This window comes from Gottfriedia acidiceleris (assembly GCF_023115465.1).
Taxonomy (GTDB): domain Bacteria; phylum Bacillota; class Bacilli; order Bacillales; family Bacillaceae_G; genus Gottfriedia; species Gottfriedia acidiceleris_B.
Map to the genome: position 1 here is coordinate 1,195,001 of NZ_CP096034.1, position 15,014 is coordinate 1,210,014.

General features: G+C 33.2%; 15 protein-coding genes. All 15 read left to right on the forward strand.

Annotated elements, in window-relative coordinates; all coding sequences use genetic code 11:
• The first annotated feature begins 40 nt into the window (after nt 1-40).
• The 15 genes from alaS to MY490_RS05700 all read left to right on the forward strand — a co-directional run bounded on the left by alaS (nt 41) and on the right by MY490_RS05700 (nt 15,014).
• A complete protein-coding gene (gene alaS / locus MY490_RS05630) occupies nt 41-2,692 on the forward strand; it encodes an alanine--tRNA ligase (RefSeq protein WP_248268345.1) in 2,652 nt (883 codons plus the stop codon).
• Nucleotides 2,693-2,805: 113 nt separating this feature from the next.
• Nucleotides 2,806-3,072: an IreB family regulatory phosphoprotein gene (locus MY490_RS05635; RefSeq protein WP_056472706.1), complete on the forward strand. Its 267-nt coding sequence runs from the start codon at nt 2,806-2,808 to the stop codon at nt 3,070-3,072.
• Nucleotides 3,073-3,075: 3 nt separating this feature from the next.
• Nucleotides 3,076-3,492, forward strand: a complete 417-nt coding sequence (gene ruvX / locus MY490_RS05640; RefSeq protein WP_248268346.1) for a Holliday junction resolvase RuvX — start codon at nt 3,076-3,078, stop codon at nt 3,490-3,492.
• A 114-nt stretch (nt 3,493-3,606) separates the two neighbouring features.
• A complete protein-coding gene (locus MY490_RS05645; RefSeq protein WP_248268347.1) occupies nt 3,607-3,897 on the forward strand; it encodes a DUF1292 domain-containing protein in 291 nt (96 codons plus the stop codon).
• 180 nt (nt 3,898-4,077) lie between these two features.
• A complete protein-coding gene (gene mltG / locus MY490_RS05650) occupies nt 4,078-5,112 on the forward strand; it encodes an endolytic transglycosylase MltG (RefSeq protein WP_348983793.1) in 1,035 nt (344 codons plus the stop codon).
• Between the two features lie 357 nt (nt 5,113-5,469).
• Nucleotides 5,470-6,129: an O-methyltransferase gene (locus MY490_RS05655; RefSeq protein WP_248268349.1), complete on the forward strand. Its 660-nt coding sequence runs from the start codon at nt 5,470-5,472 to the stop codon at nt 6,127-6,129.
• Nucleotides 6,122-7,054 (forward strand): peptidase U32 family protein, encoded by a 933-nt coding sequence (locus MY490_RS05660; protein ID WP_248268350.1) that lies wholly within the window; start codon nt 6,122-6,124, stop codon nt 7,052-7,054. Before MY490_RS05655 ends, MY490_RS05660 begins: the two co-directional genes overlap by 8 nt.
• Nucleotides 7,055-7,140: 86 nt before the next feature.
• The gene (locus MY490_RS05665; protein WP_248268351.1) at nt 7,141-8,418 is read left to right on the forward strand and encodes a peptidase U32 family protein; all 1,278 of its coding nucleotides are present in this window, start codon (nt 7,141-7,143) and stop codon (nt 8,416-8,418) included.
• 20 nt (nt 8,419-8,438) lie between these two features.
• Complete coding sequence (gene udk / locus MY490_RS05670; protein ID WP_056472723.1) at nt 8,439-9,074, forward strand: uridine kinase; 636 nt, start codon at nt 8,439-8,441, stop codon at nt 9,072-9,074.
• A 211-nt stretch (nt 9,075-9,285) separates the two neighbouring features.
• The gene (gene greA, locus MY490_RS05675) at nt 9,286-9,762 is read left to right on the forward strand and encodes a transcription elongation factor GreA (protein ID WP_097979017.1); all 477 of its coding nucleotides are present in this window, start codon (nt 9,286-9,288) and stop codon (nt 9,760-9,762) included.
• Between the two features lie 73 nt (nt 9,763-9,835).
• Nucleotides 9,836-11,596 (forward strand): peptidoglycan D,D-transpeptidase FtsI family protein, encoded by a 1,761-nt coding sequence (locus MY490_RS05680; protein WP_248268352.1) that lies wholly within the window; start codon nt 9,836-9,838, stop codon nt 11,594-11,596.
• Nucleotides 11,597-11,663: 67 nt separating this feature from the next.
• The gene (locus MY490_RS05685; RefSeq protein ID WP_248268353.1) at nt 11,664-12,260 is read left to right on the forward strand and encodes a YrrS family protein; all 597 of its coding nucleotides are present in this window, start codon (nt 11,664-11,666) and stop codon (nt 12,258-12,260) included.
• Nucleotides 12,261-12,415: 155 nt separating this feature from the next.
• Nucleotides 12,416-13,108: a 5'-methylthioadenosine/S-adenosylhomocysteine nucleosidase gene (gene mtnN, locus MY490_RS05690; protein WP_248268354.1), complete on the forward strand. Its 693-nt coding sequence runs from the start codon at nt 12,416-12,418 to the stop codon at nt 13,106-13,108.
• A 173-nt stretch (nt 13,109-13,281) separates the two neighbouring features.
• Complete coding sequence (locus MY490_RS05695) at nt 13,282-14,001, forward strand: ABC transporter ATP-binding protein (protein WP_248268355.1); 720 nt, start codon at nt 13,282-13,284, stop codon at nt 13,999-14,001.
• The gene (locus MY490_RS05700) at nt 13,998-15,014 is read left to right on the forward strand and encodes an ABC transporter permease (protein ID WP_248268356.1); all 1,017 of its coding nucleotides are present in this window, start codon (nt 13,998-14,000) and stop codon (nt 15,012-15,014) included. The genes MY490_RS05695 and MY490_RS05700 overlap by 4 nt, the downstream gene beginning before the upstream one ends.

Consider the following 15,014-nt stretch of genomic DNA (forward strand, 5'->3'; position numbering starts at 1 on the left):
TTTTAAAACATTATAAAATTACTAAATGGAGGTTAATATAATGAAAAAGCTAACTGCTGCTCAAATTCGCCAAATGTACTTAGATTTCTTTAAAGAAAAAGGTCACTCTATTGAGCCAAGCGCATCTTTAGTACCAGTAGAAGATCCAACTTTATTATGGATTAATAGTGGTGTGGCAACATTAAAAAAATATTTTGATGGTCGAGTAATTCCAGAGAATCCAAGGATAACAAATTCACAAAAATCAATTCGAACAAATGATATTGAGAATGTTGGGAAAACAGCTCGTCACCATACATTTTTTGAAATGCTAGGTAATTTCTCAATCGGAGATTATTTCCGTGAAGAAGCTGTAACATGGGGTTGGGAGCTTTTAACTTCATCTGAATGGTTTGGTTTTGAAAAAGAAAAATTATACGTTACTGTTTATCCTGAAGATAAAGAAACGTATGATTTATGGATTAAATTAGGATTAGATCCTGAGCATATTATCCTTTTAGAAGGTAACTTCTGGGAAATTGGTGAAGGACCATGTGGACCATGTACAGAGATTTTCTATGATCGTGGATTGAAATATGATCCAGAAAACATTGGAATTAAATTATTAAAAGAGGATTTAGAAAATGATCGATATTTAGAAATTTGGAATATTGTATTCTCTCAATTTAATTCAAAAGATGGTTTAGACCGCAAAGAATACCCTGAATTACCAAATAAAAACATTGATACTGGTATGGGCTTAGAACGTATGGCAAGTGTCCTACAAGAAGTAGACACAAACTTTGACACTGATTTATTTATGCCAATTATCAATGTTGTTGAAACAATTTCTGGTCAAAAATATCGAAATGGACAATTAGATCAAGATACTGCTTTTAAAGTAATTGCTGACCATATACGTACAGTATCTTTTGCTGTTGCAGATGGGGCTCTTCCTTCAAATGAAGGTCGCGGATATGTATTACGTCGATTAATCCGTCGTGCAGTTCGTTTTGCTAAAAAACTAGGTATTGAACGTCCATTTATGTTTGAACTTGTTCCAGTGGTTGCAGAAATCATGGAAAGCTACTATCCAAATGTAAAAGAAAAAGTACCGTTCATTCAAAAAGTAATTAAAAATGAGGAAGAGCGTTTCCATGAAACATTACATGAAGGATTATCACTTCTTACAAATGTAATGAAGGATGCAAAAGCTAAAGGAAGTACTGTAATTAAAGGTGAAGATGTTTTCCGTCTTTATGACACTTATGGATTCCCGATTGAATTAACAGAAGAATACGCAGAAGAAGAAGGATTAACAGTTGATCATGACGGTTTCGAAGTTGAAATGGAAAAACAACGTGAGCGTGCTCGTTCTGCAAGACAAGATGTTGACTCAATGCAGGTACAAAGTGAAGCACTTCGTGAAATCAAGGAAACTTCAGCTTTTGTAGGTTATAGCCAAGGTTCGGTTGAATCTACAATTCTTGTTCTTGTACAAGACGGAGAAAAAGTTGAAGATGTAGCAAATGGAGAAGAAGCTCATTTAATTCTTGATGTAACTCCTTTCTACGCTGAAAGTGGAGGTCAAATTGCAGACCGTGGAACGTTAACTGCTCCTGGTTTAAAGGTAGAAGTGCTTGATGTTCAAAAAGCTCCAAACGGACAAAATTTACATCGAGTGAAAGTTGTTGAAGGTGCGTTATCAGTAGGTGCTAAGGTTGAATCAACAATTAATAAAGCTAACCGTTCAAGTATTGTAAAGAACCACACAGCTACTCACTTATTACACCAAGCATTAAAGGATGTACTTGGAACTCATGTAAATCAAGCTGGTTCATTAGTAAATCAAGAACGCTTACGTTTTGACTTCTCACATTTCGGTCAAGTAACGTCTGAAGAACTTGAAATAATTGAAAAAATTGTGAATGAAAAAATTTGGGAAAGTATTCCAGTTCAAATTTCTGAAAAAGCAATTGCTGAAGCAAAAGCAATGGGAGCAATGGCATTATTCGGTGAAAAATATGGTGATGTAGTACGAGTAGTACAAGTTGGAGATTATAGTCTTGAGCTATGTGGTGGATGTCATGTTGATAACACAGCATCAATCGGTACATTTAAAATAATTTCTGAGTCAGGAATTGGAGCTGGTACGCGCCGTATTGAAGCAGTAACTGGCAAAGCAGCTTACGAATATATGCAAGAACAAATTGGTCAATTAAAAGAGGCAGCTAGCCTATTAAAATCAAATACGAAAGACGTTGTTGCTCGTATTGAAACTTTACAATCAGATTTAAAACAGGTACAAAAAGAGAATGAATCACTTTCTTCAAAATTAAGTAATATTGAAGCAGGAAATATTAGTAATAACGTAAAAGAAGTAAATGGAGTAAAATTCGTTGCTGCTAAAGTAAATGGAGCAGATATGAATAGTCTTCGCACAATGGTTGATGACCTTAAAAATAAAATTGGTTCTGTTGTTGTATTACTTGGTTCTGCTAATGAAGGTAAAGTAAACTTAATTGCTGGTGTTACAAAAGATTTAGTCGGTCAAGGATATCATGCAGGTAATCTAATAAAAGAAGCTGCTACAATTTGTGGCGGAGGAGGCGGAGGCCGTCCTGATATGGCTCAAGCTGGCGGTAAAGATCCTTCGAAATTAGACGAGGCTGTTGCTTTTGTTGAAAAATGGATGAATACGATTTCAAAATAATACCAAAATCGTGTACAATAACAGAAATAAAATTTTTAGCTGATTCGTAACTGTGTAATAAAAATGGTACAATGTAATTAGCTAAAAATATACGGATAAGTGGGGTGCTTTGTATGGATTCATTTGATAAAACGATGAAGTTTAGTTTGCAAGATGAAGGTCAAGATATACGAGTTAATGAAGTTTTGTTAAAGGTTCATGACGCGTTACAAGAAAAAGGCTATAATCCAATCAATCAAATAGTAGGATACTTATTATCAGGTGATCCTGCATACATTCCTCGTCACAATGACGCAAGAAGTATGATGAAAAAATTAGAACGTGATGAAATCATTGAGGAATTAGTTAAATCTTACTTACAACAACATCGTGGAGAATAATTAATGAGAGCACTTGGGCTAGATGTAGGTACTAAAACAATTGGTGTAGCTGTAAGTGATGCTCTTGGTTGGACAGCTCAAGGTCTTGAGACAGTCAAAATTGATGAAGAACGTCAGAAATTTGGACTAGACCGACTAAAAGAAATCATCGACAGCTACGAAATCGAAAAAATAGTTGTAGGCTTACCTAAAAATATGAACGGAAGTATTGGAGAACGCGGAGAAGCTTGTACGCGTTTTGGAAAAATGCTTGAAGAAGAATTCAAACTTCCGGTTATACTATGGGATGAAAGACTTTCAACAATGGCTGCCGAACGTTTTCTAATCTCTGCTGACGTAAGTCGTAAGAAAAGAAAACAAGTAATCGATAAAATGGCAGCAGTAGTTATTTTACAAAACTACTTAGATAGTATAAAGTGATAAAGAAGATTGGAGATTGGTCGACAATAAGAGTATTTACAGTAGATCTTATTAGGCGGCCCCTCCAACTATTCACTTATACATATAAGGATTAAAATAATTGAGGTGATATAAATGGAACACGGTGAAGACAGACAAATTACAATCATCGATGAGGAAGGTAATGAGATTCTTTGTAATATTATCATGACTTTCGAATCAGATGATTACGGTAAATCATATGTAATTTATAGTCCAGTTGGACAAGAGTTTGATGAAGATGGAGACCCAATCTACCATGCATCTAGCTTCATTCCTGCAGAAGATGGTGAAGATGGAGAGTTATATCCAATCGAATCAGACGAAGAGTGGGAAATGGTTGAAGAAGTATTAAACACTTTCTTTGACGAAGAAGAAGCAGAATAATATCTCTGTATTAAAAATGCTAAGCACTTATAAAAGTGTTTAGCATTTTTTTATGTTGAAAATTGCCGATTTAGCACATATTTGTAGTATACTATAACGTGGAAAAGGAGGTAGATAAGTTTGTCATTTAATGATTTTGATAAAAATGGATACAAGAATACAAATAAAAAAAGCAAAGGTATGCTTATTTTTACATATTTTATGATTGCTTGTATTGTCGTAGTTGGAGCGGGGTTTGCAACTTATCAATATATGTTAAAACCTGTTAATTCAGCAAATAAACAAATTAAATTAGTAACAATTCCTGAAGGAAGCTCTGTTGATAATATTGCAGCAATTTTTAAAAAGAAAAACTTAATAAAAAATACATCAATTTTTAAACTATATGTGAAGTTGCATAACAAAGCTAGTCTAAAATCAGGGAATTATCATTTTAGCGAAAACCAAGGGGTTGCTACAATTGTAAACCACTTACAAGTAGGTGGTAAATATCAGGTTGCTGTAAAGGATTTAATGATTCCTGAAGGTTCTCAAATTAACGAAATCGCAGCGACTATTGCAAAAGAATTTAAATTAGATCAAGCAGCTGTACTAAAACAGTTGAATGATAAAGCATTTATTCAGGGGCTACAAAAAAAGTTTCCTCAATTAATAACGAATGATGTTTTTAAACCTGGAATACGCTATCCGTTAGAAGGGTACTTATATCCATCAACTTATATGTATGGGGATTTTACTCCGAGCTTAGAGGAAATTATTACACCGATGCTAAATGAAACAGTGAAAATTTTAGATCAATATAAAGCAGAAATGAGTAACAAAAAACTTACGCCTCATCAGACATTAACAATGGCCTCGTTAATTGAGGAAGAAGCAACCGGTACAACCGATCGAAAGTTAATTTCAAGTGTATTTTATAATCGACTAAAAATAGGAATGCCATTACAAACGGATCCAACAGTTTTGTATGCACTGGGTAAACATAAAGAACGTGTTTTATATAAAGATTTAGAAGTTAAATCTCCTTATAATACTTATTATGTTAAAGGGTTACCGGTAGGACCAATCGCAAGTGCTGGCGTTGATAGTATAGTAGCTGCTCTTGAGCCTGCTAAATCAGATTATTTATATTTCCTTGCTGATAAAACAGGTAAAGTAATCTTTACAAAATCGTTAGCTGAGCACAATACAGAAAAAGAAAAGCATATAAAATAAAAAGTTGGAAATACTTGTATATTATAGAAAACTCGTCAAGTGAAATCCTTTAAGGCGAAGACGTAGTTGCACTTATACTTTATTCCTAAAATAAGCAACCACGTCGAGTAATCTACTTGCTGACAATTTATAATTTTTAAAGTGCAAATATTAAATTCCTCAGTAGAATAAAGAGTCTACTGAGGAATTTTGTAAATTAAAAAATAGTGAAAGCGTTGCAACTATTCTTGGTACTAGCCAAGGGTCTTTTTTTTATGTTAGAATATTACGGGTCTAAAAAAATTAAAGATACACAGAAATTTTACTTACACCTTGTTTTTTGACAAGGTTGTATTTCTATTGGAGGCTTTATAAGCAATGAATGACGTTTTAGTTCGTCAATACTTGGCGAATTTTTATAAACATAGAGAACCTTTTATAGAAGAAATGGAATCATATGCATTTGAGCATCACGTGCCGATCATGGATAAAGCAGGCATGGAATTTATGCTTGGTTTACTTTATTTAATACAGCCAACTTCCATTCTTGAAATTGGTAGTGCGATAGGTTATTCAAGTATTCGAATGGCAAAAGAGTTTCCAAATGTGAAGATTGTTACAATGGAGCGAAACGCAGAGAGAATTCGAAAAGCAAAAGAATTTATTGAGCGAAGTGATTACAGTAATCGAATTCTACTTTTAGAAGGTGATGCTTTACTTTTAAAAGAAAAGTTGCCTGAGAACAGACGATTTGATGTTATTTTTATCGACGCAGCTAAAGCTCAGTATAAACGATTTTTTGAATTATATGAGCCTTTACTATCGGACAGAGGTGTTATCATTTCAGATAATGTTTTATTTAAAGGCCAAGTTGCTGAAAGTGCGGATTTAGTTGATGATCGACGAAAGAAAGCTTTAATAAAAAAGATTCAAAATTACAATGAATGGCTAATGAATCACCCTAAGTATGATTCGACAATTATACCAATTGGTGATGGAGTTGCTATTAGTAAGAAAAGGGGAGTTAATAATGATTAAGCCTGAATTATTAGTTACGCCAACAAACCTAAATGATATAGATAAATTAGCTGATGCTGGAGCAGACGCAGTAATTATTGGTGAACAACGTTTTGGATTACGCTTAGCGGGTGAATTTAATCGTGAAGCTGTAAAAGAAGCAGTAGAAATTGCACATAAAAAAAATGTAAAAGTATATGTAGCGATGAATGGCGTTTACCATAATGAAATTCTTGATGAAATTGAAGATTATATTGCTTTTTTAAGAGACGCAAATGTGGATGCTATTGTATTCGGAGATCCTGCAGTTCTTATGTCAGTACGTGCGATTGCACCTAAAATGCAATTACATTGGAATACAGAAACAACGGCTACAAACTGGTTTACTTGTAATTACTGGGGTAAACGTGGGTCAAAACGTGCGGTATTAGCTAGGGAATTAAGCTTTGAGGCTGTCGCTGAAATTAAAGAAAATGCTAAAGTAGAAATCGAAGTACAAGTACATGGAATGACGGCTATGTTCCAATCAAAACGTTCACTTGTTGGGAACTACTTTGAATACCAAGGAAAAAATTTAGAAATCGTTGAGCAAAAGAAATATGAAGAAAATATGTTCTTAGTTGACCACGAGCGTAATAATAAATATCCAATTTTTGAAGACCAAAATGGAACTCATATTATGAGTCCAAATGATATTTGTCTTGTTAATGAGTTAGAAGAATTAGTTGATGCAGGTATTGATTCATTCAAAATTGACGGTGTCTTAAAATCTTCAGAATATATCATTGAAGTAACAAAACTATACAGACAAGCTATAGACCTATGTGTAGAAGACCGTAAAGCTTACGAAGAAATCAAAGACGAACTTTTCGACAAAATCGAAGCAATCCAACCTGTAAACAGACCACTGGACACAGGATTCTTCTTTAAAGAAACAGTGTATTAATAGAGTTATGATGGAAAAGCAGGAAAGCCAGGGAATTCTAGAACTAGAACCTTGTACCTTAACTGTATTAAAGAGGAGGACTAATAATGGCAATTGGACAATTAGATAAAATAGTTGATGGCAAACGTGTAATCGTGAAGAAACCTGAGCTATTAGCACCGGCTGGTAATTTAGAAAAATTAAAAATTGCAGTAAGATATGGCGCAGATGCCGTATTTATTGGTGGTAGAGAGTTTGGTTTACGTTCGAATGCAGATAACTTCTCTATTGAAGAAATGGCTGAAGGGGTAGAATTTGCAAACAAATTTAATGCGAAAATATATGTAACAACAAATATATTTGCTCATAACGAAAACATGGACGGATTAGTTGAGTATTTACAAGGAATTGAAGCTGCAGGTGTTACGGGAATTATTGTAGCTGACCCATATATCATTGAAACATGTAAAGAAGCAGCACCTAAATTAGAGGTTCATTTAAGTACACAACAATCTTTAACAAATTATCGTGCTGCACAGTACTGGAAAGAAGAAGGATTACATCGATTAGTATTAGCACGTGAGACGAGCTATGAAGAAATCAAAGAAATCAAAGAAAAAGTAGACGTTGAAATTGAAACTTTTATTCATGGTGCAATGTGTATTGCTTATTCTGGCCGTTGTACGTTGAGTAATCATATGACTGCACGTGATTCGAACCGTGGTGGATGCTGTCAATCATGTCGTTGGGATTACGATTTAGTTCAAACTGAGTCACAAAATCCGGATGCAACAGAAAATGCTTTATTTGCTGAAGAAGATGCACCGTTTGCAATGAGCCCGAAAGATTTAAATTTATTACGTTCAATTCCTAAATTTATTGAAATGGGTGTAGATAGTTTAAAAATTGAAGGACGTATGAAATCAATTCATTACGTAGCAACAGTTGTATCTGTTTATCGTAAAATAATTGATGCATATTGTGCTGACCCAGAAAACTTTGAATTTAAAGAAGAATGGGTTGAAGAACTAGATAAATGTGCGAATCGTGACACTGCTTCTTCTTTCTTTGAAGGATTCCCAGGAATGAAAGAGCAAATGTATGGAAATCATAGCAAAAAAACAACGTATGATTTTGCAGGTCTTGTACTAGACTATGATGATGAAACTGGTATCGCAACAATCCAACAACGTAACTACTTCAAACCAGGTGACCAAATTGAATTTTTTGGACCTGAAATTGAAAACTTCAAACAAACAGTTGGTGTAATTGTTAATGAAGATGGAACAGAAGTAGACGCTGCAAGACATCCATTAGAAATTGTAAAAATTAAAGTGAATCAAAAAGTTTATCCTTACAACATGATGAGAAAAAAGTTAGTTTGATAAGAAAGAGGGATTGAAGTATGGGGAATAAGCCCATTGTAATTGGAATTGCTGGAGGGACTGGCTCTGGTAAAACTTCTGTAACAAAAGCAATCTATGATCAATTTAAAGGTCATTCAATTTTAATGATTCAGCAAGATTCTTATTATAGAGATCAAACGCATTTGCCAATGGAAGAAAGATTGAAAACAAATTATGACCATCCATTAGCATTTGATAATGATTTGTTTATTGAGCATATAAAAGATTTATTGCAATACAAAGCAATTGAAAAACCTGTATATGACTATACAATTCATACAAGATCTTCAGAAACAATCCCTGTAGAGCCAAAAGAAGTTATTATTTTAGAAGGTATTCTAGTATTAGAAGACGAGCGTTTACGTGACTTAATGGACATAAAGATATTTGTAGATACGGATGCTGATTTACGAATACTTCGTCGAATACAAAGAGATATAAAAGAACGTGGAAGAACAGTCGATTCTGTGGTTGATCAATATGTAAATGTTGTACGCCCTATGCATAATCAATTCTGTGAACCATCTAAGAAATTCGCAGATATTATCATACCAGAAGGCGGTCAGAACTTTGTGGCTATTGATTTAATGGCTACAAAAATTCAGACTATACTTGAAAGAGTAAGTGTATTATAATACGTTCATATGAGAGAATAATTCCTAAATATAATTTTGGAAAGATGGAGAAGCACCCACTTCTTCATCTTTCTATATAAAAGAATGCGTTTTCATAAGTTGAATGTTTCATTTATTATTCTCATACACTGTTTGTACAAGTACATTGTATAAACAGATATTTAGAAGTTCTACATAAAAGAAACGGTGGATACTAAAAGGAGTGTACAAAATGGCTAACGAAAAAAAATTCCCTATGACTTTAGCTGGGAAACAAAAATTAGAACAAGAATTAGAAAACTTAAAAACAGTAAAGCGTGCTGAAGTAGTAGAGCGTATTAAAATAGCTCGTAGCTTTGGTGACCTTTCAGAGAACTCTGAATACGATGCTGCAAAAGATGAACAAGCATTTGTTGAAGGTCGTATTACAACTTTAGAAAATATGATTCGTAATGCTGAAATTATTACTGAAAATAATGATGCATCAGATACAGTAACTTTAGGTAAATCTGTAACTTTCTTAGAATTACCAGCTGGTGACGAAGAAACTTACACAATTGTAGGTAGTGCTGAGGCTGATCCATTTGAGGGTAAAATTTCAAATGATTCTCCAATCGCAAAAAGCTTATTAGGCAAAACTGTTGGTGAAGAAGTGACTGTTAATACGCCAGGTGGAGATATGCAAGTAAGAATTATTGCTGTTAAATAATTTGATTTGTTTAACAATTTAATTGTTTGAAAAAAGAACACCCCGTCTACACTGTAGATGAGGTGTTTTTTATATGCATAGACGGATAAAAGCCATATTAATTATTATTTCGTTACTATTTTCTTTAATCGTATACAGATGTTTTGATATTAGTGTACTTCATCAAAAGAATTTTGGTCCACAAAAGGTAAATTTAATCGAACGAAGTGTTGCTCAAAGAACATTTCAGTTTCGGATTGATAATGGACGTGGAAAAATACTTGACCGAAATGGAAAATTATTAAGTGCAGCTTACACTCCAAAAGTTATTTTATTTCCATTTTTAAAAACAATTGATTGGCCAATTGATAAATTATCGGCGATTACAGGAGTACCGGTTGCAAATATTAAAAATCAGTTTATTGGTAAAAAAGAACCATTTACATTAGAAGGAATGACAAAAACATTAACATCGGAAAAAATTGATGAAATAAATAATTTACATGTTTCTGGATTAATTTCGATGTTGTCTCAAGACAATGACGATAAACAATTGGCAGAACACCTAATTGGAATAGCTAGAGAAAATAAAGAACAATATGAAAAACAGTATGAAAGTGATCGAGATTATAAGCCTAAAGAATTTGGAGTTATTGGATTAGAAGCTCAGTTTGAAGATTTCTTAAAATCTGATGGAACCTCTAATTTAATGCTTCACGTAGACAATTTAGGTAAACCGATGTTTGGAAATGAAGTAAAATATGCGAAACCTAGTAATCCATTTTATCCAGTTTCCCTTTCAACTACATTAGATAAAGATTTACAACAAATATTAGAACAAGCTGTTGACCAAGCTAAACTTCAAAAAGGTGCAGCAGTGCTAATTGACGTAAAGACTAACAATTTATTAGCAATGGTTAGCCGACCAAAAATGAATTTCCAAAATTTATTTTCTTCGAATGATAATACAGCGACTAATTATGCACTATTAGCTAGTACACCTGGTTCAGTCTTTAAAACAGTTGTAGCGGCTGCCTCAATAGATCAAGGAATTGTGAAAGAAAATCAAATGTATAATTGTAATAATAATCTAGTCGGTAAATACGAAGATGAAGAGAAAAAGCGAAAAGGTAATTTAACTTTTCAACAAAGTTTCTATGAAAGTTGTAATTACACATTTGGCCAATTGGGTAAGCAATTAACTCTAAAAAATAAAGATATGTTTCAAACATATGCTAAAAAGCTAGGATTAGATGGTCCAGTAGGATGGACAGGATCCGTCTATCATGAGTCTAATTTTAGTCAATTTCAAAATGAAGGGAAACCAACTTATTTTGTAGGAAACTATTTAAGTGATAAGCTCTTAAATACTTCTATTGGGCAACAGGATGTAAAAGTATCCCCTTTAGCTGTAGCTAATATGATGGCTACTATTGCACGAGGTGGTAGCCCAAAACAAGTAAAAGTAGTAGATTCTGTATTATATAAAAATGGGACAGAAATGTTTAAATTCCCAGAACAGACATTAGTAGATGATTATCTAGCTCCGGATTCAATGCAACAATTAAGAGAATTACTTCGAGGTGTAGTTACGGATCCGAAAGGTACGGGAAATCGATATACTAGTTTGCCCTATACTTTAGCAGGTAAAAGTGGTACAGCGGAAACAAAAGTAGTAGATGGTAAAATTGTTGAACAAAACAAATGGTTTGCGGGTTATTTTCCATATGATAAGCCAAGATATGCATTCGCAGTAGTTAGTTTAAATGTTCCAAACGAAGTTACTTCTACCTCTGATACGGTTACAAGTTTAATAAAATCGATATATAACTTTGATAAAAACCACACAAAATAGCTATTTTTAATTAATTAACTCTATGTTAAAATAGGGAAAAATTAGTTGTTTTTGGAGGATTTTGTCAATGTCTTCGATTGAACCAAACAAAAGGGTCCAAAAATTAAGACGAGTACGAAGAGGAAATTATTTTTACAGAATACTACTTATTCCACTTCTAGTTGGAATCATCTATTTAGGGATAAAAATAACTTTACCAATCGTCAATCAACAAAAGATAGAGCCTAATACTGCAAAAGCTAAGATTACTAGGATTACTCAAGAACCAAAGCAAATGACTGATATACCGAATCCATATCAAGCGAAATATCGTCAAAAAGTAAATGAGATTATTAAAGATTCAATAAATGATGAAAATATTATAGAATCGACTGTAAAAGAATGGACACCTAACAAAACAAGACAAATTGAGCCTCATACAGTTCACTATAGTCATATGTCTCAAGACTTTTATGAAATGGAAGAAGCAGTATCAAATGCGATTTCTTTAACAAAAGAAGATTATTCAGTTTGGCATATTGGTCAAGGATACGATCAACAAAGTATAAAAGTATACGTTGCCACAAACGACTTAAGCTATAAATATGTCGTATACTTACACTGGGTTGTAAAAGAAGGCTGGCTCCCTATTTTGGTACAAGAAGTAAAAGAGCTAAAGTATTAAAACGACAGGGAATTGCTAAAAAGTTCTTAGTCTCTATAGGAGCAAATTTTTAAGCATTAAAGTGTTTCTTGGTGTAGGCATTCTTAAAGATGAATGATATGTCGCTATATGGTAAAATGATTAAAGTTTGAAAGAGAAAGTAGGGAATTGATAGAATGAAAATAGCTATTATTGGAGCAATGGAAGAAGAAGTACATGTATTACGTGATAAATTAGACAATCTTAGAAAAGAAGAAGTTGCAGGCTCAGAATATAACATAGGTACATACGAAGGAAAAGAAGTAATTTTATTAAAGTCTGGCATTGGTAAAGTTAATGCAGCAATGGCAACAGCAATTCTTTTAGAAAAATATCAACCAGATTTTGTTATTAACACAGGATCTGCAGGCGGACTTCATACTGACTTAAATGTTGGCGACGTGGTTATCTCAACTGAAGTGCGTCATCATGATGTAGACGTTACCGCATTCAATTATGAATACGGACAAGTTCCAGGTATGCCAGCTGCATTCCCTTCTGATGATAAATTAAAGTCTATCGCTAAAAAATGCGCTGAAAAAATTAATGGTATCCAAGTTGTTGAAGGGTTAATTGTAACTGGAGATTCATTTATGAACGATCCAGTAAGAGTTGACTTCGTAAAAGAGAAATTTGGTGATCTGTATGCTGTAGAGATGGAAGCAGCTGCAATTGCTCAAGTTTGTTATGCTTTTAAAGTGCCATTTGTTGTAACACGAGCATTGTCAGATATTGCAGGTAAAGAATCAAATATTTCATTTGATCAATTCCTTCATACTGCAGCTGTTAATTCAACATTAATGGTTGAGGAAATGATTAAAGCGTTATAATTTATTTAAAGAAAGATGTCGTATAGGCATCTTTCTTTTTTTATTAAAATACAATTGAGTGAGTACTCACTTTTTGTTGACTAGCAAAAAAAAGTGAATTAAGATAAAGGTAAGAAGTGAGTACTCACTCATTATGAGGTCTTAAAAGAATTAGACTTGAACGGAGGAATAAGATGAGCAATGTTGTTCAAATCCAAAATGTTGACCGATTATTTGGAAAAAGAGCTGTACTAAAAAATATTTCTATGAACATTCAAGAAGGAGAGATTTTTGGGATTTTAGGTCCATCAGGTTCTGGTAAAACAACTTTAATAAAATTGATTGCTGGGATCGATAAAAGTTCAAAGGGAGAAGTATTAGTTTACAATAATGAAATGCCTAATTTCACAGTCCTTCCATCAATTGGCTATATGGGACAATCTGACGCTTTATATAGCGATTTAACGGGTGCTGATAATTTAAGTTTCTTTGGTGCCCTATATAATAAAAAAGGTAAAGTACTTAAGACGAGAATTCAAGAAGTAGCTCAAATCGTTGGGTTAGAGGACTCATTAAACAAACAAGTTAATCAATATTCAGGGGGAATGAAAAAACGACTTTCTCTTGCAATTTCAATCCTTCATAACCCTACATTACTAATCCTTGATGAACCAACAGTTGGAATTGATCCAGTATTAAGAAAACAAATTTGGAATCAATTTTTTGAAATGAAAAAACAAGGTACTACGATAATCATTACAACCCATATCATGGAAGAAGCTGAAAAATGTGAACGGATCGGATTAATTAGAGAAGGAGAATTAATCGCTTTAGATACTACTGAAAATTTAATCTCGCAATCAAAAACAGGCAAAATCGAGGACCTATATTTTAATACTGAGGTGAGTTCATGAGAGTCTTTGCTATTTCTAAACGGATAATAAAACAATTTTTAAAAGATAGAAGATCCCTTGCAATGATTTTTATTGCTCCTATCGTATTATTGTTTTTATTTTCTTTTATCTTAAAACAAGATGACACAAAACCAACTTTAGCGCTAGTAGATGCTCCTCCAGCATTTGAGCAAATTGTAAAAGATTATGCGAAAGTAAAAAATGTAAATCCTTCAGATATTGAAGATAAATTGAAAAAGATGGATCTTGATGGTGCTGTTATATTTAAATCAGGAGAAATAGTAGTACAGTTTGAAGGGACAGACAAAGCAAGAACAACTGCAGTAATGGATGCAATTCAATCAGCAGTTAAGGAAAATACACCTTCTAATTTTAAAATTGTAATGGACCCAATTTATGGTAGTAAAAATATGGAATCATTTGATTCAATTGGACCGATTTTTATTGGATTTTTCTCGTTCTTATTTGTATTTATCTTGTCAGGCATTTCATTTGTAAGAGAAAGATTAACGACAACACTTGAGAGATTACTTGTCACGCCAGTCAAAAGATGGGAAATAGTAGTTGGTTATATTTTAGGCTTTGGATTTTTTGCTTTAATCCAATCGATCATTATAACAGTCTTTTCAATCAGTGTATTAGATATGTATAATGTAGGAAGTGCATGGGAAGTCTGCGTAGTTAATATATTATTATCTCTTACTGCTCTTACACTTGGTATGCTGTTATCTGCATATGCAAATAATGAATTTCAAGTTGTACAATTTATTCCAGTTATTGCTGTTCCGCAAATACTTTTTTCAGGTATTTTCTCAACGGCATTTTTACCAAATTGGTTCAAATTTATCGGTGGTATTTTACCACTGACATATGGGGCAGAAGCTCTTAGAGGTATTATGATAAAAGGGCAGTCGCTTTCTGATGTTGTATATCAATTATTGATCCTACTTGGATTTTCAATAGTATTTATTTCTTTAAATATAGTTGCATTAAAGAAACAGCGTTCAATTTAA

Bases quoted from the DNA above. Each gene is read 5' to 3' on its own strand.
- alaS (WP_248268345.1), top strand. From the start codon at position 41: ATGAAAAAGCTAACTGCTGCTCAAATTCGCCAAATGTACTTAGATTTC.
- MY490_RS05635 (WP_056472706.1), top strand. From the start codon at position 2,806: ATGGATTCATTTGATAAAACGATGAAGTTTAGTTTGCAAGATGAAGGT.
- ruvX (WP_248268346.1), top strand. From the start codon at position 3,076: ATGAGAGCACTTGGGCTAGATGTAGGTACTAAAACAATTGGTGTAGCT.
- MY490_RS05645 (WP_248268347.1), top strand. From the start codon at position 3,607: ATGGAACACGGTGAAGACAGACAAATTACAATCATCGATGAGGAAGGT.
- mltG (WP_348983793.1), top strand. From the start codon at position 4,078: ATGCTTATTTTTACATATTTTATGATTGCTTGTATTGTCGTAGTTGGA.
- MY490_RS05655 (WP_248268349.1), top strand. From the start codon at position 5,470: ATGAATGACGTTTTAGTTCGTCAATACTTGGCGAATTTTTATAAACAT.
- MY490_RS05660 (WP_248268350.1), top strand. From the start codon at position 6,122: ATGATTAAGCCTGAATTATTAGTTACGCCAACAAACCTAAATGATATA.
- MY490_RS05665 (WP_248268351.1), top strand. From the start codon at position 7,141: ATGGCAATTGGACAATTAGATAAAATAGTTGATGGCAAACGTGTAATC.
- udk (WP_056472723.1), top strand. From the start codon at position 8,439: ATGGGGAATAAGCCCATTGTAATTGGAATTGCTGGAGGGACTGGCTCT.
- greA (WP_097979017.1), top strand. From the start codon at position 9,286: ATGGCTAACGAAAAAAAATTCCCTATGACTTTAGCTGGGAAACAAAAA.
- MY490_RS05680 (WP_248268352.1), top strand. From the start codon at position 9,836: ATGCATAGACGGATAAAAGCCATATTAATTATTATTTCGTTACTATTT.
- MY490_RS05685 (WP_248268353.1), top strand. From the start codon at position 11,664: ATGTCTTCGATTGAACCAAACAAAAGGGTCCAAAAATTAAGACGAGTA.
- mtnN (WP_248268354.1), top strand. From the start codon at position 12,416: ATGAAAATAGCTATTATTGGAGCAATGGAAGAAGAAGTACATGTATTA.
- MY490_RS05695 (WP_248268355.1), top strand. From the start codon at position 13,282: ATGAGCAATGTTGTTCAAATCCAAAATGTTGACCGATTATTTGGAAAA.
- MY490_RS05700 (WP_248268356.1), top strand. From the start codon at position 13,998: ATGAGAGTCTTTGCTATTTCTAAACGGATAATAAAACAATTTTTAAAA.